At 68.3% G+C, this 23,788-nt stretch carries 21 protein-coding genes; 7 read left to right on the forward strand and 14 right to left on the reverse strand.

The annotated features are described in order from the left end of the window. Positions 1–63: 63 nt before the first annotated feature. A complete protein-coding gene (gene mnmG, locus K5K93_RS13730; RefSeq protein ID WP_222388176.1) occupies positions 64–1,953 on the reverse strand; it encodes a tRNA uridine-5-carboxymethylaminomethyl(34) synthesis enzyme MnmG in 1,890 nt (629 codons plus the stop codon). A 557-nt stretch (positions 1,954–2,510) separates the two neighbouring features. Beyond that, complete coding sequence (locus tag K5K93_RS13735) at positions 2,511–2,978, reverse strand: hypothetical protein (protein WP_093819419.1); 468 nt, start codon at positions 2,976–2,978, stop codon at positions 2,511–2,513. A gap of 159 nt (positions 2,979–3,137) precedes the next feature. Here K5K93_RS13735 and K5K93_RS13740 point away from each other — a divergent pair, with 159 nt between their 5' ends. Together K5K93_RS13740 and K5K93_RS13745 are read left to right on the forward strand one after the other, a co-directional pair. Further along, positions 3,138–4,100, forward strand: coding sequence for a pyridoxal-phosphate dependent enzyme (locus tag K5K93_RS13740; protein WP_025877505.1), 963 nt, complete (start codon positions 3,138–3,140; stop codon positions 4,098–4,100). After that, positions 4,097–4,729, forward strand: coding sequence for a YdcF family protein (locus K5K93_RS13745; RefSeq protein WP_093819415.1), 633 nt, complete (start codon positions 4,097–4,099; stop codon positions 4,727–4,729). Before K5K93_RS13740 ends, K5K93_RS13745 begins: the two co-directional genes overlap by 4 nt. A gap of 89 nt (positions 4,730–4,818) precedes the next feature. Here K5K93_RS13745 and bioC read toward each other — a convergent pair whose 3' ends face one another. The 5 genes from bioC to bioB all read right to left on the reverse strand — a co-directional run bounded on the left by bioC (position 4,819) and on the right by bioB (position 9,657). After that, positions 4,819–5,703 carry a malonyl-ACP O-methyltransferase BioC gene (gene bioC / locus K5K93_RS13750; RefSeq protein WP_025877501.1) on the reverse strand — a complete coding sequence of 295 codons (885 nt, stop codon included), beginning with the start codon at positions 5,701–5,703 and terminating at the stop codon, positions 4,819–4,821. 12 nt (positions 5,704–5,715) lie between these two features. Then, positions 5,716–6,495: an SDR family oxidoreductase gene (locus K5K93_RS13755; protein WP_222388177.1), complete on the reverse strand. Its 780-nt coding sequence runs from the start codon at positions 6,493–6,495 to the stop codon at positions 5,716–5,718. A gap of 29 nt (positions 6,496–6,524) precedes the next feature. Further along, entirely contained in the window at positions 6,525–7,304 is a 780-nt protein-coding gene (gene bioH, locus K5K93_RS13760; RefSeq protein ID WP_222388178.1) for a pimeloyl-ACP methyl ester esterase BioH, read from the reverse strand. A gap of 18 nt (positions 7,305–7,322) precedes the next feature. Continuing rightward, complete coding sequence (gene bioF / locus K5K93_RS13765) at positions 7,323–8,546, reverse strand: 8-amino-7-oxononanoate synthase (RefSeq protein ID WP_025877495.1); 1,224 nt, start codon at positions 8,544–8,546, stop codon at positions 7,323–7,325. A 67-nt stretch (positions 8,547–8,613) separates the two neighbouring features. Further along, positions 8,614–9,657 (reverse strand): biotin synthase BioB, encoded by a 1,044-nt coding sequence (gene bioB, locus K5K93_RS13770; RefSeq protein ID WP_222388179.1) that lies wholly within the window; start codon positions 9,655–9,657, stop codon positions 8,614–8,616. Between the two features lie 157 nt (positions 9,658–9,814). On the opposite strand from bioB, the gene K5K93_RS13775 reads away from it, so the two are divergent. Next, on the forward strand, positions 9,815–10,387 hold the full coding sequence (locus K5K93_RS13775) for a DUF3658 domain-containing protein (RefSeq protein WP_099785785.1): 573 nt from the start codon (positions 9,815–9,817) through the stop codon (positions 10,385–10,387). Here the strand turns inward: K5K93_RS13775 and K5K93_RS13780 are convergent. After that, complete coding sequence (locus tag K5K93_RS13780) at positions 10,374–10,796, reverse strand: H-NS histone family protein (protein ID WP_032976866.1); 423 nt, start codon at positions 10,794–10,796, stop codon at positions 10,374–10,376. The two genes, K5K93_RS13775 and K5K93_RS13780, sit on opposite strands and share 14 nt — an antisense overlap. A 175-nt stretch (positions 10,797–10,971) precedes the next feature. Here K5K93_RS13780 and K5K93_RS13785 point away from each other — a divergent pair, with 175 nt between their 5' ends. From K5K93_RS13785 to K5K93_RS13795, 3 genes are all read left to right on the forward strand, one after another. Next, positions 10,972–11,667 carry a ComF family protein gene (locus K5K93_RS13785; RefSeq protein ID WP_222388180.1) on the forward strand — a complete coding sequence of 232 codons (696 nt, stop codon included), beginning with the start codon at positions 10,972–10,974 and terminating at the stop codon, positions 11,665–11,667. 58 nt (positions 11,668–11,725) lie between these two features. Further along, positions 11,726–12,277, forward strand: a complete 552-nt coding sequence (locus K5K93_RS13790; RefSeq protein ID WP_089237595.1) for an HdeD family acid-resistance protein — start codon at positions 11,726–11,728, stop codon at positions 12,275–12,277. Positions 12,278–12,399: 122 nt separating this feature from the next. Further along, positions 12,400–12,771, forward strand: a complete 372-nt coding sequence (locus K5K93_RS13795) for a hypothetical protein (protein ID WP_261311846.1) — start codon at positions 12,400–12,402, stop codon at positions 12,769–12,771. A gap of 1 nt (position 12,772) precedes the next feature. On the opposite strand, the gene K5K93_RS13800 is transcribed toward K5K93_RS13795, so the two are convergent. The 6 genes from K5K93_RS13800 to K5K93_RS13825 all read right to left on the reverse strand — a co-directional run bounded on the left by K5K93_RS13800 (position 12,773) and on the right by K5K93_RS13825 (position 20,032). Next, positions 12,773–14,584 (reverse strand): MFS transporter, encoded by a 1,812-nt coding sequence (locus tag K5K93_RS13800; protein WP_222388182.1) that lies wholly within the window; start codon positions 14,582–14,584, stop codon positions 12,773–12,775. Between the two features lie 89 nt (positions 14,585–14,673). Then, positions 14,674–15,789, reverse strand: coding sequence for an amidohydrolase family protein (locus K5K93_RS13805; RefSeq protein ID WP_222388183.1), 1,116 nt, complete (start codon positions 15,787–15,789; stop codon positions 14,674–14,676). After that, positions 15,786–16,562 (reverse strand): DeoR family transcriptional regulator, encoded by a 777-nt coding sequence (locus K5K93_RS13810; protein WP_049465791.1) that lies wholly within the window; start codon positions 16,560–16,562, stop codon positions 15,786–15,788. The genes K5K93_RS13805 and K5K93_RS13810 overlap by 4 nt, the downstream gene beginning before the upstream one ends. A gap of 33 nt (positions 16,563–16,595) precedes the next feature. Beyond that, complete coding sequence (locus tag K5K93_RS13815; RefSeq protein ID WP_222388184.1) at positions 16,596–17,930, reverse strand: D-tagatose-bisphosphate aldolase, class II, non-catalytic subunit; 1,335 nt, start codon at positions 17,928–17,930, stop codon at positions 16,596–16,598. A 16-nt stretch (positions 17,931–17,946) separates the two neighbouring features. Next, positions 17,947–18,885 (reverse strand): ROK family protein, encoded by a 939-nt coding sequence (locus K5K93_RS13820; protein WP_222388185.1) that lies wholly within the window; start codon positions 18,883–18,885, stop codon positions 17,947–17,949. Next, entirely contained in the window at positions 18,878–20,032 is a 1,155-nt protein-coding gene (locus K5K93_RS13825) for an SIS domain-containing protein (protein ID WP_222388186.1), read from the reverse strand. Before K5K93_RS13825 ends, K5K93_RS13820 begins: the two co-directional genes overlap by 8 nt. Positions 20,033–20,353: 321 nt before the next feature. Between K5K93_RS13825 and K5K93_RS13830 the strand changes: the two genes are divergently transcribed. Beyond that, the gene (locus K5K93_RS13830; RefSeq protein WP_222388187.1) at positions 20,354–23,713 is read left to right on the forward strand and encodes a TIM-barrel domain-containing protein; all 3,360 of its coding nucleotides are present in this window, start codon (positions 20,354–20,356) and stop codon (positions 23,711–23,713) included. Positions 23,714–23,788 lie beyond the last annotated feature (75 nt).

Below are 23,788 nucleotides of genomic sequence, written 5' to 3' on the forward strand. Positions count from 1 at the left end.
TCTACAGGCAGCAGGCGGATACGTGTAGCGCCAGGCCATGCCCGGCGCACGCGATCATTGGGGCTATGCCACGCGTCCGCGCCGTGCGCGCTCCAGGTGCACCAGCAGCAGCGAGATCGCCGCCGGGGTCATGCCCGGAATGCGCTGGGCCTGGCCGATGGTCTGCGGACGCACGCGCTCGAGCTTCTGCAGCGCTTCGGCCGACAGCCCGCGCACGATGGCGTAGTCGAAATCGCCGGCAATCGGCGTTGCTTCATGGCGCTGCTGGCGCTCGATCTCCTCGCGCTGGCGATCCAGGTAACCGGCGTACTTCACCCCGATCTCTACCTGTTCGGCCACCTTGCCATCGGCCACGGCCGGGCCGAGCGAGGGCACCCGCATCAGCTGTGCGTAATCCAGTTCCGGGCGCTTGATCAGGTCCAGCACGTTGGTTTCGCGGCTGACCGCCACGCCCAGCGTTTCCTGCACTTCGCGGCCCAGCGCATTGGCCGGCGTGGCCCACAGCGCGCCCAGGCGCGTGCGCTCGGCGGCCACGGCAGCCTGCTTGGTTTCGAAGGCCCGCCAGCGACGATCATCGACCAGGCCCATGTCGCGGCCGGTCGGGGTCAGGCGCTGATCGGCGTTGTCTTCGCGCAGCTGCAGGCGGTACTCGGCGCGGCTGGTGAACATGCGGTACGGCTCGTTGGTGCCGTGGGTGATCAGGTCATCCACCAGCACGCCGAGGTAGGCTTCGTCGCGACGCGGGCACCAGCCCTCGAGGCCACGCACCTGGCGAGCGGCGTTGAGGCCGGCCAGCAGGCCCTGTGCGGCAGCTTCTTCATAACCGGTGGTGCCGTTGATCTGGCCGGCGAAGAACAGGCCGTTGACCAGCTTGGTTTCCAGCGAGGCCTTCAGCCCGCGTGGATCGAAGAAGTCGTACTCGATGGCATAGCCGGGGCGGGTGATGTGCGCGTTCTGGAAACCACGGATGCTGCGCACCATCTCCAGCTGCACGTCGAACGGCAGCGAGGTGGAAATGCCGTTGGGATAGATCTCGATGATGCCCAGGCCTTCGGGCTCGACGAAGATCTGGTGGCTGGCCTTCTCGGCAAAGCGCACCACCTTGTCCTCGATGGAGGGGCAGTAGCGCGGGCCGATGCCTTCGATCTGGCCGCTGTACAGCGGCGAACGGTGCAGGGCATCGCGGATGATCTGGTGGGTCTGCTCGCTGGTGTGGGTGATCCAGCAGCTGACCTGCTGCGGATGCTCATCCACCGAGCCGAGGAAGGACATCACCGGGCGCGGCGTGTCGCCGGGCTGTTCGTCCATCACGCCGTAGTCCAGCGAACGGCCGTCGATGCGCGGTGGCGTGCCGGTCTTCAGGCGGTCCACCTGGAACGGCCGCTCGCGCAGGCGTGCGGCCAGCGTGGTGGCGGGCGGATCGCCCATGCGGCCGGCTGCGTACTGGGTCGGGCCGACGTGGATCTTGCCGGCCAGGAAGGTGCCGGCGGTCAGCACCACGGCCTCGGCATCGAAACGCAGGCCGGTCTGGGTGATGACCCCGCGCACGTGGTCGCCCTCGATGACCAGGTCATCCACCGCCGCCTGGAACACGGTCAGGTTGGCCTGGCCCTCGACGATGGCGCGGATCGCCATGCGGTACAGGTTGCGGTCGGCCTGGCAGCGGGTGGCGCGCACGGCCGGGCCCTTGGAGGCGTTGAGGGTGCGCCACTGGATGCCGGCGCGGTCGGCGGCATGCGCCATCGCACCGCCCAGGGCGTCGATTTCCTTGACCAGATGGCCCTTGCCGATGCCACCGATGGCCGGGTTGCAGCTCATCGCCCCCACCGTTTCGATGTTGTGGGTCAGCAACAGGGTGCGCACGCCGGTACGGGCCGCAGCCAGCGCGGCCTCGGTGCCGGCGTGGCCACCGCCGATGACGATGACGTCGTAACGATGGAAGGAATCGATCATGGGGGCTGTTCAGCAAGGGGCAGGCGCAGCCGGAGACGGCGCCGGGGTGGCGATTTTAGCGCCAATCGGGGCAGGGACGTCGGCGCCGGCGGGCCGGCGTCGAAATCAACCCTAAAGTTGGCAGGATTTTTGCAGATAACCCAATAGCACCCACCGTGGCTGGCGCCGCAGGCGCTGGTGACCGGAATTGGAACAGGGGCCGGTACAGGCGCACGGTGGGGAAGCAGAGGGGCCGGCAGTCGGGGGACTGTCCGGCCCTGTTTTTTGGGGCGGCTGGGAACGCGTCATCCACGCATGGCGTGGATCTACTGCCCGCGCGCCCTGGTGTCCCAAACAACAAACGGCCCCGCAGTGCGGGGCCGTTCGCCTTCAAAGGTGCCGACATCCGACAGGGCCGGAACAGGGGGGATCCAGATGTTCCTGTCGGATATCGACGTAGAGCTGTTTGGGACGGGCCCTTAACGCTTTTGTCACTTTGTGACGCTGGCCGTCACCACCTGCGTAGATTGAGGCTTGGACCGTGTGAAATGCAAGATGGAACAAGCGTCAACTGTGCGCTATCTCTCACGATCCATGGCACGCCAGGGGGAACTGTTCATCCTCGGCGCACGCGGAGCCGGAGCCGGACGCGCCTGCGGCGGCGGCGAGGGGCGCTCGACCCGCTGTGCAGGCTGCGGCGGTCGACGCATCGAATCCATGTTGCGCCAGGGCGAGCCGCCATTGTTCTGGCGCGGCGGCGGTGGCGGGCGGTTTTCGCCGCCGTTGCCGGGACGCGGTGGCGGGCGGTGGTTGTGGTGCGGCGGGCGGTAGATCGGCCGCTGGTAGTACGGGCCGCCATAGCCGTAATAGCCACCGCCGCCGTAATACGGATAGCCGTAGTCGGACGGGTAGCCATAGGGGTAGCGGTACTCCACCGACGGCGCACCGTGGTAGTAACCGCCGCCGCGACCACCGACATAGTCATAGGTGGTGCAACCGGTCAGGGCCAGCAGCAGGCCACCGGCAAGCATCAGGCGCGTTTTCATGATGGGTCCCCCCAGAGGACGGGTATGCAGGCAGCTTCAGCCGCCGGCGTTGAATCAGCCCTTAATTCCGCCGGCCAGGATGAATGGCGGTGTAGGCATGCATGCTGGCATGACCGATGGCGCCCTCGCCAGCGCGGGGCCATACGTTAATCTTGCGTCATGAGCGATTCACTGTTGCCCCGCGCTGATGACGTCCTCGCCGCCGCCGCGCGGATCGCGCCCCATGCCAGCGTGACCCCGGTGCTGCGCTCGCGCACGCTGGATGCGTTGGCCGGTGCGCAACTGGCGTTCAAGGCCGAGCACCTGCAGCGCGGCGGCGCGTTCAAGTTCCGCGGTGCGTGCAATGCGGTGTGGTCGCTCGATGCCGACCACGCCGGTGCCGGTGTGGTGACCCATTCCTCCGGCAATCACGGTGCCGCCTTGGCACTGGCTGCCCGCACACGGGGCATTCCCTGCCATGTGGTGGTGCCGGAAGGGGCCGTGGCCGCCAAGCTGGCCAATATTGCCCGGCATGGCGCCACCCTCTGGCGCTGCCCGGCCACCATTGCCGACCGCGAGGCCACCTGCGCCAAGGTGCAGGCCGATACCGGCGCCACCCTGGTCCATCCGTACACCAACCCCGCGGTGATCGCCGGGCAGGGCACGGCCGCGCTGGAGCTGCTGCACAGCGAGGGGCCGTTCGACGTGCTGGTGGTGCCGGTGGGCGGTGGTGGTTTGGCCAGTGGCACCGCGTTGGCCCTGCAGCACGCCAGCCCGGGCACGCGGCTGGTGCTGGCCGAGCCGGCCGGTGCCGACGACACCGCCCGTTCGCTGGCGACCGGCAAGCGCCAGGAGGCATTTACCCCGGACACGATCTGCGACGGACTGCGCACGCTGATCGGCGCACCCAACTTCGCGCTGCTGCAGGCCGCGGGCGCCGAGGTCATCGTGGTTGACGATGCCGCCACCGTGGCGGCGATGCGCCTGCTGTGGGACGTGCTCAAGCAGGTGGTCGAGCCGTCCTCGGCGATCGTGCTGGCGGCGGTGCTTGCCCAGCCCGCGCGCTTCGCCGGCCTGCGCGTTGGACTGGTGCTGTCCGGCGGCAATGTCGATCTGCCTGCCCTGCGTTGGGGAGCGCCATGAGCCGCGGCCGCCATCGCGAACGTACCGGCCTGCTCGGTTGGGTGTGGCGGTTGTTCGTACTGCTGGTGATCTGGCTGCTGGGCGTGACCGCCTGGATCGTCTGGGTCGGCGAGCGCGACCAGGCGGCCAAGGCGGACGCGATCATCGTGCTGGGTGCGGCGGCCTACGATGCCAAGCCCTCGCCGGTGTTTGAAGAGCGCATCCGCCACGGCCTGGATCTGTACGACGCCGGCTACGCGCCATTGCTGATCTTTACCGGAGGATACGGCGGCACCGGTGCGCGCTTCTCGGAATCGCAGGTGGCCCGGCGCTATGCGCTCAAGCACGGCATTCCCGATGAGGCGATCCTCATCGAGACCGCCTCGCGCAATACCGTGCAGAACCTGGTCGAGGCCAAGCGGCTGATGGACCAGCGCAAGCTGCATTCGGTGATCATCGTCAGCGACCCGCTGCACATGGCGCGCGCGCTGCGCCTGAGCAAGGCGCTGGGCATCCAGGCGTTGGGCTCGTCCACGCCCAGCACGCGCTTCCGCAGCTTCCATACCAGCTGGCGCTTCCTGGTGCAGGAGATCTACTTCTTCCACCGCGACCTGGTACGGCCGCCGTTGAGTTCACCGGCCAATACCTGAGCCGCTGCTGCTGCGCTCGCCGGGCATGGCCCGGCGCTACCCATACGCGCGCCTGGCAGCGCCGGGCCATGCCCGGCGGCGCCTTCGAATCAGGTCTGCTTGCGCCGGATCGGGATCGCCGACACCGGCACGGACGCAATGTCATGCCCACCTTCGCGGATCGGCGCGCCCGGATCCGGCGCCCAGGCATGGGCGTAGATCACTTCCCAGCTGCTGGGCAGCTTGCCATCGGCACGGCGCATCGGTTCGTACGCCGCCGCTGCCGCCGCGAACCGCCCCCGGCCGGTCAACGTATGGCGGCGATCGACCCGTGCGTTGGTCGCGCCCATCGCGCGCAGCTCGCGCATCAACGAGGGCAGGTCGTCGTAGGTCAGGGTGAACAGGTCGCGGTCCAGAACCGGATCACGGAAGCCGGCCATCATCAGCGCATCGCCGAACTGGGCGATCTGCGCGAAGCGGCTCACGTGCGGGCGGTCGTCGGCGGCGGCGAAGGCCTCGTTGAGCTCGACCAGCGTTTCCGGCCCGAACGTCGAACACACCAGCAGCCCACCGGGCTTGAGCACGCGGCGGAAACCGGCGAACACCGCCGGCAGGTCGTCCACCCACTGCAGGCACAGGTTGCTGAAGATCACATCGACGCTGTTGTCGGCCAACGGCAGCGCCGTGGCATCGGCGGCCAGGCGCTGGAACGGCTTCCACCAGCCGGCCTGGCGCTTGGCCTGGTCGAGCATCGGCAGTGCCACGTCCAGCGCGATCACCTGCGCCTTCGGCCAGCGCTTCTTCATCAGCGCACTGGCATGGCCGGTGCCGGCACCGATATCCAGCACCACCTCCGGCTTGCGTGCCTCCAGGTAGTCCAGCGATTCCAGCAGCCGCGACTGCACCTCGCGCTGCAGGGCGGCGGCAGCGTCGTAGCTGGTGGCGGCGCGGGCGAAGGCGCGGCGGACATGGCGGGCATCGAAGTGGGACGGCATTGCAGAAGTCTCTTAGAACGTACCGGGGTAGGCGCCGCCGTCGATCAGCAGGTTCTGCCCGGTGAGGTAACCGGCCTGTGCACTGCACAGGAAGGCGCAGGCGGCGCCGAATTCGTCCGGCGTGCCGAAGCGGCCGGCCGGGATCTGCTGGCGGCGGCGTTCGGCCACCGCCTGCACGTCCCCGCCCTGGCCGGCGGCGTGGGCGAAGTTGGCGCGCAGGCGGTCGGTATCGAACTGGCCGGGCAGCAGATTGTTGATCGTGACGTTGTGGACGACGGTGCGCCGCGCCAGCCCGGCGACGAAGCCGGTCAGGCCGCTGCGCGCGCCGTTGGACAGCGCCAGCGCGTCGATGGGTGCCTTCACCGATGACGAGGTGATGTTGACGATGCGGCCGAAGCCGCGCTCGATCATCGCGTCCACGGTGGCGCGGATCAGCGCGATCGGTGCCAGCATGTTGGCGTCGAGCGCGGCGATCCAGTCGTCGCGCTCGAACGTGCGGAAGTCGCCCGGCGGCGGACCGCCGGCGTTGGTCACCAGGATGTCGACCTGCGGGCAGGCGGCCAGCGCCTGGGCGCGGCCCGCCTCGGTGGTGACGTCGGCGGCGATCGCATGCACTTCAGCGGCACCGCGCAGCGTACGCAGTTCTTCAGCCGCGGCCTGCAGCGCAGCGTCACCGCGGGCGACGATGACCACGTTCACGCCTTCGCGCACCAATGCGCGCGCGCAGCCCAGGCCAAGCCCCTTGCTGGCGCCGCAGACGAGTGCCCAGCGGCCGGAAATGCCCAGATCCATGCGTCAGTCCTGCACAAGCTTAGGAAGGCTCATTGTCCGCCATCGGCCGGTGACAGGCCGGCAACGAAGTGTTGCAGGGCGGCTGCAACGTCATCGGAATGGCCGAGGAAGGGGGCGTGGCCGCCCTGGCCGACGGTCAGCGACTGCCCGCCGGGCGCCAGCGCGGCAGCGGCCTGCATCGCCGCCGGCGAGACCAGACGGTCACGCTGGCCGGCAATCCACAGGCTGGGCTTGCCCAGTGCGGGCAGGGCGCCGCGCAGGTCGGTGCTCTCCAGCAGCTGCAGGCCCTCGTGCAGTGCGCGTTCGGTGGGCGCTCCGCGTTCGACCAGGCGCTGGCGCAGGGTGCGCAGTTCCTCGCGGGCATGCGCCGAACCCATCACGTCCAGTGCCAGGAAACGTTCCAGGGTTCCCCTGAAGTCCTGCGCGAGGTCACGACCGAACTGCTCGAACACCGATGGCTCCACCGCATGCGGCCAGTCATCACCGCGCACGAAGCGCGGCGTGGCGGCGATCATCGCCAGACCACGCACCTTCGGCAGCGTAGCCGCCGCGTGCAGCGCGAATAGGCCGCCCAGTGACCAGCCGCACCACACCGCCGGCGGCGTGGCCGCGGCAATGGCGTTGACCACGAACGGCAGGCGCAGCGGGGTGCTGTCGTCGCGGCTGTGGCCATGGCCGGGCAGGTCGACCAGATGCAGCGTGAATCGATCGGCCAGGCGCTGCACCAGCGGCGCAAACACGCCGCCCTGCAGGGCCCAGCCGTGGATCAGTACCAGGTCCGGCCCATGGCCGGTCACTTCAATATGCATGGGGAACTACACGATCACTCAGGCCAGCGCCGGCAACGACGGCGGCAGCACTTCGCGCGCGGCAAAGGCCACGCGGTCGCGTGCAACGGCGATGGCGTCGACCAGGCCGCGTACCTGCTCGGTGGTGTGCAGCGCGGACAAGGTGACGCGCAGGCGCGCCTTGCCTTCCGGCACGGTCGGTGGGCGGATCGCGCCGACCAGCCAGCCGGCCTGCTCCAGCGCCTGCGACATCGCCATGGCAGTGTGGTCGTCGCCACACAACAGCGGCTGGATCGGCGTTTCCGATGCCATCAGATCCAGCCCATGACGTCGCGCTTCGCTACGGAACAGGGCAATCAGATCGGCCAGCTTCGCGCGGCGCCAATGATCGCGGCGGGCCAGGCGCACCGCTTCCAGTGCGGATGCCGCCAGCGCCGGCGCCATGGCGGTGGTGTAGATGTAGGGGCGTGCGGTTTCGGCCAGGTGCTCGATCAGGTCTTCGCGGCCGAGCACCAGCGCGCCGGAACCGCCGAGCGCCTTGCCCAGGGTGACCAGCTGCAGCGGCACATCGTCCACGCCCAGGCCGGCGGTGGCGACCGCGCCACGGCCATCGCCGAGCACGCCCACGCCATGCGCATCGTCCACGTAGAACAGCGCCTGCTGCAGGCGCGCGACCAGCGACAGCGCACGCAGCGGCGCGATATCGCCATCCATGCTGAAGACACCGTCGGTAGCCAGCATCGCTGCGCCATCGGGCGCATGCTTGAGCTGGCGCATCGCACCTTCCGCGTCCAGGTGCGGGTAGCGGCGCAGGCGCGCGCCGGCCAGCCGGGTGGCATCGAGCAGACTGGCGTGGTTGAGCTTGTCCTGCACGCAGACATCGTTCTCTTCGCCCAGCAGCGCCTGCTGCACGGCCAGGTTGGCGGTGAAGCCACTGCCGAACAGCAAGGCACGCGGGTAACCGAGCCACTCGGCCACTTCGCGTTCCAATGCGTCGTGCAGCGCGTGGTGGCCGCAGACCAGGTGCGAAGCACCGGCACCGGCACCTTCGCGCGCGGCGGCATCCTGCAGTGCGTTGACCACGCTGAACTGCTGGGCCAGGCCCAGGTAATCGTTGCTGCAGAAGCCGGTCAGCCAGCGCCCATCGACTTCCAGGCGCACACCATCGCGACGGGTGACCGTGCGCCGCGGGCGGCGACGGCCTTGTGCATCGCGCAACGCGCGCTGGGCTTGGAGGCGGGCGGTCAGGTCGGGGCGTGCCATGGCGGCTGGATGCGGCGACGGGGCGGCTAGGGTAGCGCGTTGCCGCGACGCCTGCTTGGCCGCCGGCTCAGGCCGCGTGGGCGCAGCCACAGCCGGGGCCATCGGTGCTGATATCGGCATGCACGGTGCCGCCATGGTCATGACCGTCGGCGTCCACCTGCACCGTCATCGGCTGCAGGCCCAGGCGTGCGAACAGGGCCATGTCGCGCTCGCTCTCCGGGTTGCCGGTGGTCAGCAGCTTGTCGCCATAAAAGATGGAGTTGGCGCCGGCCAGGAAGCACAGCGCCTGCAGCTCGTCACTCATCGACTCGCGGCCGGCCGACAGGCGCACCATCGAACGCGGCATGGCGATGCGGGCCACGGCGATCATGCGCACGAACTCGAACGGGTCCAGCTCGGCACTGCCATGCAGTGGCGTGCCGGCCACCTGCACCAGCTTGTTGATCGGCACCGAATCGGGATGCGCCGGCAAGGTGGCCAGCGCGAGCAGCAGGCCGACCCGCTGCGCGCGTGTTTCGCCCATGCCAACGATGCCGCCGCAGCAGGTCTTCAACCCCGCATCACGGACATGGCCCAGCGTATCCAGACGATCCTGGTACTGCCGGGTGTGGATGATCGACTCGTAGTAGTCCGGCGCGGTATCGAGGTTGTGGTTGTAGTAGTCCAGGCCGGCGTCCTTCAACGCGCGCGCCTGCTCGCCACTGAGCATGCCCAGCGTGGCGCAGGTTTCCAGGCCCAGCGCTTTCACCCCGGCGATCATTGCCGCCACCTTGGGGATGTCGCGGTCCTTCGGCGAACGCCACGCTGCACCCATGCAGAAACGCGAGGCACCGGCCGCCTTGGCCTGGCGTGCCTTGGCCAGCACCGCGTCGGTGTCCATCAGTTTCTGTGCGTTGACCCCGGTGCTGTAGCGCTGCGCCTGCGGGCAGTACGCGCAGTCTTCCGGGCAGCCACCAGTCTTCACCGACAACAGCGTGGATACCTGCACCTGGGCCGGATCGAAGTGCTCGCGGTGGACGGCGGCGGCGCGGAACAGCAGTTCCGGGAGGGGCAGGTCGAACAGCGCCTGCAGTTCGTCGTGGTGCCAGTCGTGGCGGATGGCGGTTGCCATGGCGGGACCTTGGAAGGGCTGGAGCGAGGGCGCAGTCTGGGTGGGGTCGGGAACACTGTCAACTATTAATATAAAATATTGGTTTACAGGAAGTCGTCGCCCGGGTCAGTTGCAGCGGTGCTAAGTTCGCCGCTACGCATGGAACGTGAGAATCGGCATGGACACGCACAAGAACGCCGCAACCCTTCGCAACGCTGTGCTGTGCAGCCTGGCTGATCTGCCCGATGGAGGCTTGCGCGTGGTAATGGATGACCTGCGGAAATCGGACACCGCCGGTATGTGGCAGCACCGCACGTTCGTTACGTTCAAGGACTATCCACCAGGCATGCTTGCCGACCCGGTAGGCCTGTCCGAAGCGGAGTTGGCAGACTTTGGCTTCTTCGTGCTGGTCCGCCTGCTGGCTGTAAATGGCCGGCTGGCTGACACTGACGACGCGCCGGACTGCGATGCGCACCTCACCAACGAACAGCGGCACCGCATCGCAGCGCTGACCGAGGAGGACGTCGCGCGGATCGATCAGCAGCTGCTTTCCCACTGTGACGGTCAGTTCCGCAAAGTCGCCTATATCGTGGGCACGGCGATGTCGTTGGATCCCGAACGCCCGCCGGGAATTCCAGATGTGTTCTACGCAGGGCGTGTGCGCAAGCTGGTCGAGCGTGGCGCGCTGCAGGCTGCCGGCGACCTGTCGCGCATGCGCTACAGCGAAGTGCGCCGGGTCAGCTCTGCTTGAAGACGGTTCTCTGCCCGATCGCGCTGGACTTTCGAACGTCGGACCGGCCCAGCCCGGGAATCAGGAAATCGGCAGGGCTGCGGCCATGCTTGGTCTTCTCGGCAAGCCAGCGCGGCATCCGGCCGCGGCCCGACCACGTATTGCGCTTGTTGTCCGGGTCGCGGTACTTGGCCGCTACCTTGCCTGCCTTGCGCCGTGTGGCGGGTTTGCGGACCGGTGCAGCGGCCTCGGCGGGCGCGGCCCCGATCAGCTCTTCAATCGTGTAGCCGCACTGCGCGGCGAAGGCGATCAGCTTGCGACGGACAACGGCCACGGGGCGGCGGCTGGCAACCAGCGCCCTCCGCTGCTCGGCAGCAGTCACAAGGGCGTTCAGTTCGCGCAGGCTCAGGTGTTCGACGTCGATTGTCATGCCGCGAAGGGTCCGGACATCCCGGCAGCCTGTCAAGCAGCGGACGGTTCACCCAACCCGCCACAACGAGGCCACTGCCGGCCGCAAATGGTCAGACGCGGAGCGCGCGCTTCACCTACTCGCATGTGCTGGCTTCGCCGATGGGCAGCATCCACCTGCGTGGCGATGCTGCGGCATGCGCCTCCCACTGCCTTCTGTTCTTGGTGAACCGTTGCAGGCTGCCTTTCGCCTGTTGCTGCCCCTGCGCTGCCTGGTCTGCAGCGAGCCCGGCCACGACACCCTCGACCTCTGCGTCGCCTGTCTCGCCGACCTGCCGTGGGCGGGTCGCGCCTGCCTTCGCTGCGCGCTGCCGCTACCGGATGCAGCCCTGCCCATCTGTGGAACCTGCCGCGACGAGCCGCCACCGCATACCGCGACCCATGCGAGCCTGTTGTACCTGCCGCCGGTCGATCAGCTGCTGGTCCGCTACAAATTCCACCAGGACCTGGCTGCCGGACGCCTGCTTGCGCAGTTGATGCTGCGCAACCCGCCACCGTGGTCGTGCGCGCCGCTGGTACCCGTGCCACTGCACCGCAAGCGACTGCGTCAGCGTGGCTATGACCAGGCCGCCGAACTGTGCCGCCTGCTGCAGTTGCCGACGTGGCGCGGGCTGTACCGCCGCCGCCACACCGCGCCGCAGTCCGAACGCAGCGCCGAGCAGCGCCGCGACAACCTGTTCGACGCCTTCCATGTGCGCGGTGCTGTACCGGCGCGGCTGACCATCGTCGACGACGTGATGACCACCGGCAGTACCGTGCTGGAAATTGCAGAGACGTTGCGGTTGGTGGGGTCTGAAGACGTGCGGGCGTGGGTCTGCGCTCGCGTTCCGTGATCGCCCCTTTCATCCGCAAGGGCTAGGATGGCCACGAACCCGGATCGAAGGAGTGGTCATGAATTCCCCCTTGTCTCCCCTGTTGTCGGCCGTTGGACGCAGCTGGTGGATCCTGCTGCTGTACGGTCTGGTCGCGCTGGGCTTCGGCATCATCGCGATCGGCTGGCCGATGTCGGCGGCCATCGCGCTGGCCTGGACGCTGGGTGTAATGGCCATCGTCGAGGGCGTCATCAGCCTGCTGGCGCTGATCACCGGTGCCAGCGGCGCCTCGCGTGGCTGGCTGCTGCTGTACGTGGTCGCCTCGCTGGGCTTCGGCATCCTGGCGGTGATCAATCCACTTGCCACCGCCAGCGTGCTGGTGCTGTTCCTGGCGGCATGGCTGCTGGTGGCGGGCATCTATCGCATCGTCTTCGCCATCCGCGTGCGCAGGCAGATCCAGGGTGAGTGGTTGCTGATTCTCAGCGGTGTGCTGGCCATCGTGCTGGGCCTGCTGTTCGCGGCGAATCCGTATGCCGGCGTAGCGGTAACCACGTTGTGGATCGGCATCGGCAGCCTGCTGTACGGCGTGCTGCAGGTGCTGGTGGCGTTCAAGCTGAGGAAGCTGCGCTGATGCGGGGCTGGAGCAGATGGGCGTGGCTCGGCGGTGGGCTGGCGGTGGTGCTGCTGGCGGGCTGCAGCCGGGTGCTCCCGGCGGAGACCCGGCATCCGCCGCGGGAGGGGGTGCAGGTGCAGATGCGTGAGGTCGATCCCGATGGCCGCGCTACCCTGCAGTGGCAAGGGCGCAGCATCGCCGTGAAAGCGCCGCCGATGCTCAGCAGTGCCGATATCGTCGACGTGCGAGCGGCGTTGGATGCTGCGCACCAGCCCGTACTGGAACTGACGTTCCGCAGGGAGTCCGCCGGCCGGTTGCTGCACGCGACCGAGGCCCTGGTGGGCAAGCAGGTGGCGCTTACCGTCGATGACCACGTGCTGTCCGTGGCCACCATAGCGGGCCCTTTTGGCGAGTCCATGCAGGTGGCCGGTACCAACATGAGCGTGGCCGAAGTGCACGACATGGCGCGCTACATCGTGCACGGCGGCCCTGCGCCGCCACAGCAGCGCTGAATCAGCGCTGCTTCCCCGCAAACCCGGCTTCGATCTCTTCCAGCGAGCGCCCCTTGGTCTCCGGCAGCCAGAAAGCGGCCACCAGGAAGAACACGAACGTGCAGCCCGCCCAGAACAGGAACATGCTGGCGTAGCCGTAGTGCCCCACCGTCGGCAGGAAGATGGCGGCAATGGTGGTGGATACGAACTGGTTGATCAGCAGCGCGATGCTCATGCCGTTGGAGCGGATGCGGTTGGGCATCAGTTCGGACAGCGCCAGCCACACGCACACGCCCGGGCCGACCGCGAAGAACGCCACGAATACCAGGATGCAGGCAGCGACGGCCCAGCCATGCGCGGGCGGCGGAATCGGGCCGATACGGGCCTGTTCGATGCGCAGCGGTGCCTGCGCGGCACTGGCCGGGTCGGCGAACGGATTGAGGTGCAACGTGCGGAAGAACGCGCCGATGACGCTGTCCGGCTGCACGGTGCCGGCGCGCTCGATGCGCAGCTCGCGGTCGGTCAGGTTGTCGCTGCGCAGCGCGCGCACGTTGGTGAAGTCGCCATAGGCGTAGGACACGGTCAGCTGCAGTGGCCGGCCTTCGCGGTCGATGCCACCGGCAAGCCGCTGCCACTGCGCCTCATCCAGTACCAGTTGCAGGCCATCGCCGCTCACTGCGGCCTGCAGGTGCGGCTGCACGTCGGCGCGGCCCCGTTCGGCCTGGAAGAACAGCGTTGCTGCGGCCAGCAGGGCCACGCAGATGCCACCGCTGCCCAGCATCAGCAGGAACTTGCGACCCTTGCGGTCGACCAGCAGCAGCGCGGCGACGGTCATCACCGCGTTGAGCAGTTTGATCGCCACGTCGGCGCCGTTGGCCACCGAGCCGGACAGGCCTGCCTGGTTGAGGATGTTGACCGCATAGGCCAGCACCGAGTTGATGCCGGTGGCCTGGGTGCAGGCCAGCACCACGCAGGCCAACACGAACGGCACCACGTAGCGGCGGCTGAGCAGCGGGTCACGCTTGCCGCTGCTGCTGCTCGATTCCGGAGCCTGGATCTGCGCCAGGGTGGGCTCGACGTCGGCAGCGGGCAGCACGCGCTGCAGGCTGCGGCGCGCATCATCGATGCGGCCACGACGCACCAGCCAGCGCGGTGATTCGGACAGCCAGAAGATGCCGGCGCAGAACAGCAGGCCCGGTGCCAGGCAGGTCCAGAAGATGGTGCGCCAGGCGTGGTCCTTCACCGTGAACAGCGCCTGCGCCTGCTGCGCGACCGGCAGCGAGCGCACCGACTCTGTGGCGGCGTCCACGGCATGGGCGTGGTACAGGCCGATCAACGCGGCCAGCACCAGGCCGACGGTCAGCAGCAGCTGGAACATCGCCGCGCCGCGGCCGCGTCGTTCCGGGCTGAGCACTTCGGCCAGGTACAGGGGAATGACCACGCCGATCAGGCCGCCGCTGACACCCTGCAGCAGGCGCCCCAGCAGCAGCGGGGTGTAACCCGACGCCAGCGCCATGATCGGGATGCTGGCGGTGAACAGCACGCCGGCCAGCAGCATCGCGCCACGGCGGCCGATGAGGTCGGCGATCATGCCGGCGAACAGCGAGGACAGTACGCTGCCCAGCAGCACCGCAGCGACGACAAAACCGAGCTGCTGGCTGCTGAGCTGCCAGGCGTGGCTGGCGGTAGCTTCGAGATAGGGCAGGGCGCCAGCGATGATGCCGATGTCGATGCCGTACAGCAGGCCACCGAGGCCGCCGATGAAGAGCAGGTAACGTACGGGCCAGCGCGGGGCGGTGGAAGCGGGTACGGCAGGTGCAGTGGCTGCGGTCATCGGCTCGTTCCTGGACTAACGGGAGGGTGCGTGGCAGATGCAATGCGCTTGCGCGCCTTGAGTGCGGCATCCGGGCCGCATGGCGTGTGTCAGTCCAGATCGATCAATCGACCGCCCACCACGACCTCCTGCAGGCGCAGTTCCGCACCCAGCACCACCAGGTCGGCACGGGCGTCGGGCGCAATGCGGCCGCGATCGCTCAAGCCCAGGTAATCGGCCGGGAAGGTGGACACGCGCTGCGATGCGTCAGCCAGATCCAGACCCACCTGCACCAGGTTGCGCAGCGCCTGGTCCATGGTCAGCGCGCTGCCGGCCAGCGAGCCGGTGGCCAGGCGCACGCAGCCGCCGCACTTGTGCACGCGCTGCTCGCCCAGCGCGTACTCGCCATCGGGCATGCCGGTGGCGGCCGTCGCGTCGGTTACCGCATACAGGCGCGGAATCGCGCGTGCGGCCAGACGGATCACGCCGGGATGGATGTGCTGCAGGTCGGGAATGATCTCGGCGTACTGCGCATGCGCCAGGGCAGCGGCGGCGATGCCCGGCCGGTAGTGGTCGACGCCGGTCATGCCGTTGAACAGATGGGTGAAACCGGAAGCGCCGGCCTGCAATGCGGCCACGCCTTCCTCGTAGGTGCCGGCACTGTGGCCGAGCTGCACGCGGATGCCGAGTGCGGACAGCGCGGGGATCAGTGCGGTGTGCTCGCCGATCTCCGGCGCCAGCGTCATCACCCGGATCGGTGCCAGCGCGTGCAGCCGCCCCACCAGCGCCATCGTCGCCTCGATCGTACGATTGGGTTGTGCGCCCAGCCGCTGCGGGCTGATGAAGGGGCCCTCCAGGTGCACGCCGGCGATGCAGGCGGCATCGGCTTCGGGCGCTGCCATCGTTGCCGCAACGCCCTGCAGCGCGTATTCGATCTCGTCCAGGCCGGCGGTCATGGTGGTCGCCAGCAGCGTGGTGGTACCAAAGCGCGCATGGGTGCGGGCGATGGTGCGGGCCACGTCGCCGCCCTGCATCAGGTCGACGCCGGCCGCGCCATGCACGTGCAGGTCGATGAAGCCGGGCAGGATCACCGGCAGCTGCGGGTCATCGCCGCCGCTGTGGTCATCTACCTGCAGCTGGCGCACGTGTGAATCGAACTGCACCTGGCCGCGACGCCAGCCCAACGGGGTGAGGATGCGGCCGTGCAGGGAGCGGATATCGGTCATGCGGGAGGCTCGGCGATGATCACTTCGATGCCCAGCCGCTGCAGCCCCTCGCGGGTCGCGTCGTCGATGCCGGCGTCGGTGATGATGGCGTGGATCTGATCGAGGCGGGCGATGCGGTGCAGGCTGACGCGTCCGAATTTGGAGGCGTCGGTGAGCACCACGATGCGCCGCGCGCGTTCGACCATGCGGTGGTTGAGGCGGGCTTCGGCTTCGTCGTGGGTGGTCAGGCCGAACTGCAGGTCCAGGCCATCCACGCCTAGGAACAGCGTGTCGAAACTGTAGGAGTTGAGGCTGGCTTCGGCCTGGCTGCCCTGCAGCGACAGCGATTGCTGGCGCAGCAGTCCGCCGGTCAGCAGCACGGTGATGCCGGCGGCGTTGGCCAGTTCCCAGGCGATGTTCAGGCCGTTGGTCATCACCGTCACATCGCGGTGTCCGCGCAGATGGCGGGCCAGGGTCATCGTGGTGGAGCCGGAGTCGATGATGATGTTGTCACCGGCCTGCACCAGGCGCGCGGCCGCCGTGCCGATGGAGTCCTTCAGCGGCAGGTTCAGCGCATCCTTTTCGTGGATGTCCTGTTCCTGCGGCGGTGTACGCACCAGGGTGGCACCGCCGTGGGTACGCGTGGCCAGCCCCTGCGATTCGAAGTGGGTCAGGTCGGCACGGATGGTCACCGCCGACACGCCGAAGCGCTCGACCAGATCGGCCACCTGCACCGAGCCGTGCTCGATCAGCAGCTGCAGGATCTGTTGCCGGCGGGAGCGGGTGTTGCGCATGGCCATTCTCGGTTTCGCAGGGAAAGGTAGAGATTAGCCGTTCGCAAGATCGGCGGCAGCCGGACTTGCGTTGTGCTTGCGGGTTCCCGCCTGGTTGGCGCTGCAGGCGCGGGCGTATTCGCCCAGGCACAGGCCGATGCGATGCTGCACCAGGGCGGTAGGCGTATTGGCCAGGGTGCCCTCGCGCACGGCGCGGTACTGCTCCGGCAGGTACTGGCTGAGCAGCACCAGCGGCGGCGCGTGCTGTTCCAGGTTGGCGAACAGGGTCTGCACGGCCTGCACCAGCGCCGGCTCGCCCCAGTAGTAGCGGCAGCGGTCGCTGAAGGAATAGCTGCGCAGCAGGCGCAGGGTCGCTTCGTCGCCCTGGTAGTAGGACTGCCAGGACTTCGGCTGCGCCACCATCACCTCGTCCAGCACCTGCGGCAGGCGCGAGCACTGCGCGGCCGGCAGCAGCTCGGCCTCGATGGCAGCGAGTGCGAACAGCGCTTCGCGGTAGGCGAAGGTGGCCGCGGGGCCGACCTTGAGGATGGCGAAATGGTCGCGCACCAGGGCATGCAGGCCGCTTTCGCGCTGGTAGTCGGTCGAATGCGCTTCGAACACGATGCGCGGCTGCTGTTCGAGGAAGTCGGCCAGCTCGCTGGCGGCGGCCGCGTCGTACTCGTGCACGCTGCTGTGGTCGAAGTCCACGCCCGGCTGCACCACCATGGCCAGCACACGCTGCCATGCATCGCGCAGCAGCGGGGTGTCGAAGGCCTGCCGGTGGATGGCCAGGGTCTGCGCAGCGGCAGCCGGGGTGGTCACCTGCAGGCCACCGGCCAGCGAGGCTTCGCCACCGGGAATCGGCACTTCGGTACCGATGACATAGACCGGCGGCGGCAGGCCGTGCTCGGTGGCGGTGCGCTCGGCGATCTCGGCCAGCTCGGCCGAACGTGCAGCAACGATGGCATCGGGCAGCGGCACCGGGTCATCGGCGCAGGACATGCTGCAGTCCAGGTGGATCTTGTGGAAACCCGCGGCGACGTAGGCCTCGATCAGCACGCGCGCATGGGTCATCGCTTCGGCGGCCGGGCGCTTCTGCCAGGCGTTCGGGCCAAGGTGGTCACCGCCGAGGATCAAGCGCTCGCGCGCGAAGCCTTCCTCATCGGCCAGGGTGCCGACGTAGTCGCGGTATTGCGGCGGGGTCATGCCGGTGTAGCCGCCGAACTGGTCGACCTGGTTGGAGGTGGCTTCGATCAGCAGCACGGTATCGTGCGCCAACGCCACGTGCATGGCCGCGCGCAGCACCTGTTCGTTGCTGCAGCAGACGCTGTACAGGCCGACGTTGTGGCCGGCGCGGTGGGAGGCAAGCAGGGTCTGCAACGGGGACATGGTCAAGCTCCGGACATCAGGAAAACGAGGGTTGGCAGGCCAGCAGGGCGGCACCGCGTGCACCACCGGCATCGCCGAAGCGCGGCGGCACGATGGGCGGCACCTGCACGCCGTTGAACAGATGCGCGGCGATGGCCGCCGGCAACAGCTGGTACAGCGGTGCGTACTGGGACAGGCCGCCACCGAGCACGATCACGTGCGGGTCCAGCGCCAGCACCAGGGCGGCCAGGCTGTGGCCGAGCAGGTCGCGATGGATGTCCAGCGCCTGCCGTGCACGCGCATCGCCGGCTTCGGCCAGGGTGACCACCACGCTGGCATCGGCAGCGCTGCCACCGAGGTGGCGCTCGATCATCGCCAGGCCACTGCCGGACACGTAGCGCTCCACGCAGCCTTGCAGGCCACAGGCGCAATCAATGAGCGGCAGGCCATGACGCTGCAGCAGGTGACCCGGCACGCTCCAGTGGCCCCATTCGCCGGCCAGGCCGTTGAAGCCGGACAGCAGGCGCCCCTGCAGGCAGAAGCCGCCACCGGCACCGGTGCCGAGGATGGCGCCGAACATGCTGGGGTAGCCATCGGCGGCGCCACCATGCGCCTCGGAGAGCGCAAAACACTGCAGGTCGTTGCCGAAATGCAGCGGACGCTGCAGGCGTGCCTGCAGATCAGCCGCCACGCATTGACCGGTCAGCGCAGGCACATTGGCGCTGAGCTGGCGGCCGTTGCGATGATCACGCACGCCGGGCAGGGCGATGCCGATGGCCGCATCGCTGCGACCCAGCGCAGCATCGGCTTCAGCAACCAGTGTCACCACCGCCTGCAGGAAGCCGTCGTAGTCACCCTGCGGGGTAGCCACGCGGCGGCGCCAGGTGACCTGCATCGCCGCATCGCACACCACCAGTTCGATCTTGGTGCCGCCGATGTCGATGCCGTAGCAGGCGTTGGCGATCAGCTCAGCCATGGTGGATGGTGACACCCTTGACCACGCGGTTGACGGTGCCGTCCGGGAACGGATTGTCGGGGGTCAGGCCGAGTGCGGCCGAACGCTGCAGCGCGTACAGCTGCGCAAAGCCCAGCCACACCGGCGCCAGCCACGGGTCATCCAGGGCAGGCACGGTGAGGGTGTAGTCATCGTCGGCGCCGATATCCGAATGCGGGCCGATCGACAGCACCTGGCCGGCCACGCCGTCGCGGCGCAGTTCTTCCAGCAGGTCCTGCTCATAGCGGCGTGCCAGCGGCTGCACGCTGCGCAGCACGACCACCAGGGTGCTGCCGTCCAGCGTGGACTTCGGCCCATGGCGGAAGCCGAGCGGGGTGTTGGCCAGCGCCAGCACGCGGCCGGCGGTGAGCTCCAGCACCTTCAGCGCAGCCTCGCGCGCCAGTGCTTCCAGCGGGCCGCTGCCAAGGTAGATGACCCGGTTGAACGGGCGCTGCGCCAGCGCGGCCACAGCTGCATCCCACTGCGCCTGGCCTTCGCGGGCCAGACCGGCAATCTGCTGCAGGCGCGCGATGCGCGCATCCCACGGCGAACGGTCGAACACGGTCAATGCCGCCAGCAGCATGCAGGTCAGGCTGCTGGTCATGGCGAATGCACGGTCGCAGCTGGCCGACGGCATCAGCAGGGTGCAGGTGTCGGCACGGCCGGCGCCACGGTGGGCCAGCTCGCCCTCGGCATTGCAGGTGATGTCCAGGAAGCGCGCATCGTCCACGTCACTGCGCACGCGGTCGACGGCGGCAACGCTTTCGGGGCTGGAGCCGCTGCGGCCGAACGACACCAGCAGGGTCGGACGATCGCGCTGCAGGTACAGCGCAGGATGGGTGAGCAGGCTGGTGGTATGCACCACGCGCACCTCGGCCGGCCACTGCGCGTTGATGGCATCGGCCACCATTTCAGCGATGAAGCCGGAACTGCCGGCGCCGGTGAACAGCACGCGCTGGTTCGGGTCGTTGAGGCTGTCGCCGAGGAAGGCCTGCAGGCGGTCGCGGGCACGCGACAGATCCTGTGCAAGGGCTTCCCACAGCGCCGGCTGCTGGGCGATTTCGGTAGCGGTATCGGCTCCGCCGCGGCGCTGCCAGGCGGACACATCGGAAAGCAGGGTGACGTCCATTCGGAGGTTCCAGTTGGGCCAGCGCACCATCTGCGTTTTCTTTCGAAATGTCAAATACCGAAAGTAAAAAGAAAGATATCGCAGTGATGGCTTTCCCCGCGCGGTATGACTCTGGAAACGAAAGAAACCGCCGAATGCCGTATCGCACAATGCTTAACAGGCACCTGCAAGCGGTTACACAAAGTATTGCGCCGCAACAACTTTCGTTTCATCTAAATATATCTTCCTTTTTCCTTTCAATTTGTTGACATCTTTCGAATCGCTGCCCTAGAGTCGGCCCAACCGCTTTCGAAACGCCCGGTGAACGGGTTGGGAGTCCGTGTGGAAATCTGCGTTCGTCGTTCGCCACTGCTGCTGGCCCTGTTGCCGGCACTGCTGTCGGCGTCCCTGTCGGCCCAGGCCGCACCGGTCGGCAACCTGCGCTCGGTCAGCGCCAGTGCCAGCACCGACGGTGTAAATGGCTGGGACCTGCAGACCGACAACGGCACGCGCATCCGCATTGAGCTGCCGGCCACCGACATCATCCGCGTACAGGCCGGCCGCAACGGCAAGCTGACCGGTGCCGGCGACAAGGCCGCGCCGATCGTGCTGCCGCAGCCCAAGGCCAACGTGCAGGCACAGCTGGAAGAAGACGCGCAGGAGATCCGCGTGCGTACCGCTGCACTGGTGCTGCATGTGCAGCGGCAGCCGTTGCGCCTGCGCCTGGAGCGCCTGGACAACGGCCAGCCCACCGCGCTGTGGCAGGAACTGCAGCCGCTGGACCTGGATGCCGCGCAGAGCGTGCAGGTGCTGTCCTCGCAGGCCGATGAAGGCTATTACGGCGGTGGCCAGCAGAACGGCCGCTACCAGTTCAAGGGCCGCGAACTGGAGGTCTCGTACTCCGGCGGCTGGGAAGAGGGGGATCGCCCGAGCCCGGCACCGATGCTGCTGAGCAGCCGTGGCTGGGGCATGCTGCGCAATACGTGGAGCGATGGCAGCTACGACCTGCGGCAGAGCGACCAGGCCACCCTGCTGCATCGCGAAGACCGCTTCGATGCGTACTACTTCGTTGGCGCTGACCTGCCGAAGCTGATCGAGCGCTACACCCAGCTGACCGGCCGCCCGAACATGGTCGCGCGCTGGGCGCTGTCCTACGGCGATGCCGATTGCTACAACGACGGCGACAACAGCAAGAAGCCCGGCACCGTGCCCGAGGGCTGGAGCGACGGCCCGACCGGCACCACCCCCGATGTGATCAACAGCGTGGCCAAGCAGTACCGCGCCAATGACATGCCCGGCGGCTGGATCCTGCCCAACGATGGCTATGGCTGCGGCTACAAGCAGTTGCCTGAGACGGTGAAGGGCCTGGCCGGGTATGGCTTCCGCACCGGCCTGTGGACCGAGAACGGCGTCGACAAGATCGCCTGGGAAGTGGGCAAGGCCGGCAGCCGCGTGCAGAAACTGGACGTGGCCTGGACCGGCAAGGGCTACCAGTTCGCGATGGATGCCAACCGCCAGGCGTTCAACGGCATCCTCGACAATTCCGATTCCCGCCCGTTCCTGTGGACGGTGATGGGCTGGGCCGGCATCCAGCGCTATGCCGTGGCCTGGACCGGCGACCAGAGCAGCAGCTGGGACTACATCCGCTGGCATGTGCCGACCCTGGTGGGTTCGGGCCTGTCCGGCATGGCCTACGCCAGTGGCGATGTGGACGCGATCTTCGGCGGCAGCGCCGAGACCTTCACCCGCGACCTGCAGTGGAAGGCATTCACCCCGGTGCTGATGGGCATGAGTGGCTGGTCGTCGAATGCGCGCAAGCACCCGTGGTGGTACGACGAGCCCTACCGCAGCATCAACCGCGATTACCTGAAGTTGAAGATGCGCCTGACCCCGTACATGTATGGGCTGGTGCATGAGGCTGCGCAGACCGGTGCACCGCCGGTGCGTGGCCTGATGTGGGACAACCCGCGCGATCCGCACGCGCAGGATGAAACCTACAAGTACCAGTTCCTGCTCGGCCGCGACCTGCTGGTTGCACCGGTGTACCGCAGCCAGGCCGCCAGCCGTGGTTGGCGCCGCGACATCCACCTGCCCGCCGGCGGCTGGATCGACTACTGGGATGGCCGCCGCGTGCAGGCCGCCGCCGATGGCCGCCAGCTGGACCGCCAGGTGGACCTGGCCACGCTGCCGGTGTTCGTGCGTGCCGGTGCGATCCTGCCGATGTACCCGTCGATGCTGTTCGACGGCGAGAAACCGCTCGATGAAGTGACCTTCGACCTGTACCCGCAGGGTGATTCGCAGTACACGCTGTACGAAGATGACGGCATCACCCGCCGCTACCAGCAGGGCGAATCGAGCACGCAGCGGATCAGTGTGCAGGCGCCGGCACAGGGCAGTGGCCCGGTGCAGGTGCAGATCGATGCGGTACAGGGCCAGTACAACGGCCAGCTGGCACAGCGCCGCTATGGCCTGCGCGTGCTCAGCCGGCAGGCGCCGCGTGCGGTGCAGGCCGCTGGCCGCGCGCTGCCGGCGCTGGCCGACGCGACCGCATTCAACAGCGCCAGCGAGGGTTGGTACTTCGATGCCAAGGAGCGTCGCGGCACCCTGCATGTACGCACCGCGGCGCAGGACATCCGCCAGCCGCTGCAGCTGCAGCTGGACTTCGCCGTCGCCGCAGCGGCCGCTGACGATGCCTATCCGGCCGCACCGGTGCTGGGCCGCGGACTGCCGGCCGACAGCCTGCTGGTGATCAACCGCCCGGCCGAAGAACCCGGCCATGCGCTGGAAAATGCCTTCGATGATGATCCGGCCACCTGGTTCCGCAGCGTGCGCAACCAGGCCGTGCGCACCGGTGCCCATGAGTGGGTGATCGGTTTCGGCGAACGGAAGATGATCGATGGCATCGACATCGCGCCGCGCAACGACAAGAACTGGAAGCACGGCCAGGTGCGCGACTACGAGGTGTACCTGGGCGACAGCAACGGCGAGTGGGGTGAACCGATTGCCCGCGGCCACCTGCAGCTGAAGGAAGGCACGCAGCGCATCGACTTCCCGGCCCACGCCGGCCGCCTGCTGCGCTTCCGCGTGCTGAGCGTGCAGAACCCCGAAGGTGACGGTGCCTCCAGCAACGATCCGATGGTGACCGCTGCACAGGGCAGTGCGCGTGCCTTCGACGCGCTGCAACCGCGCGACGTCGGCCCGATTGCGCTGTCCACCTTCCACATCCTCGAACACCAGGAACCGGAGCGACCGGCCCGGCAGCGCTATCTCTCCGAGCTGCCGGTGCCGGCCGCGCTGGCCAGCCAGGTGCACGCCGACAAGGCGTTCAGCGGCGACGCCGGCATGCGCATGAACGGCCTGCAGTTCCGCCGCGGCCTGGGCGTGTCCGCCAACAGCCGCATCGACCTGCGCCTGCAGGGGGGCTGGCGCCTGCTGCGTGCCGACCTCGGCATTGACGACGCCTGCCGCACGGCCGGTGGCCTGCAGTTCCAGGTCTGGGGCGACAACCGCCTGCTGTATGACAGTGGCCTGGTGAAGGCGCCCGGCGTGGTCAAGCCGGAGCTGGACATCCGTGGCCTTTCCACCCTGAGCCTGCGCACGCTGGGTGCGCAGGGCAGCCAACCCGCCCAGGTCTGTGCCAACTGGGCCAACGCCGTGCTGATCGGCCAGGAGGGCGACTCCGCCAGCATCGTCGCCCCATGACCGCCACGTAACACCGCTCCTCCCCCGCCCATTCCGACTACGGCTTCACCACGACGGTGGGAGCCGTGGCCCGGG

Source organism: Stenotrophomonas sp. DR822 (genome assembly GCF_019793815.1).
GTDB classification, from domain to species: Bacteria; Pseudomonadota; Gammaproteobacteria; order Xanthomonadales; family Xanthomonadaceae; genus Stenotrophomonas; species Stenotrophomonas indicatrix.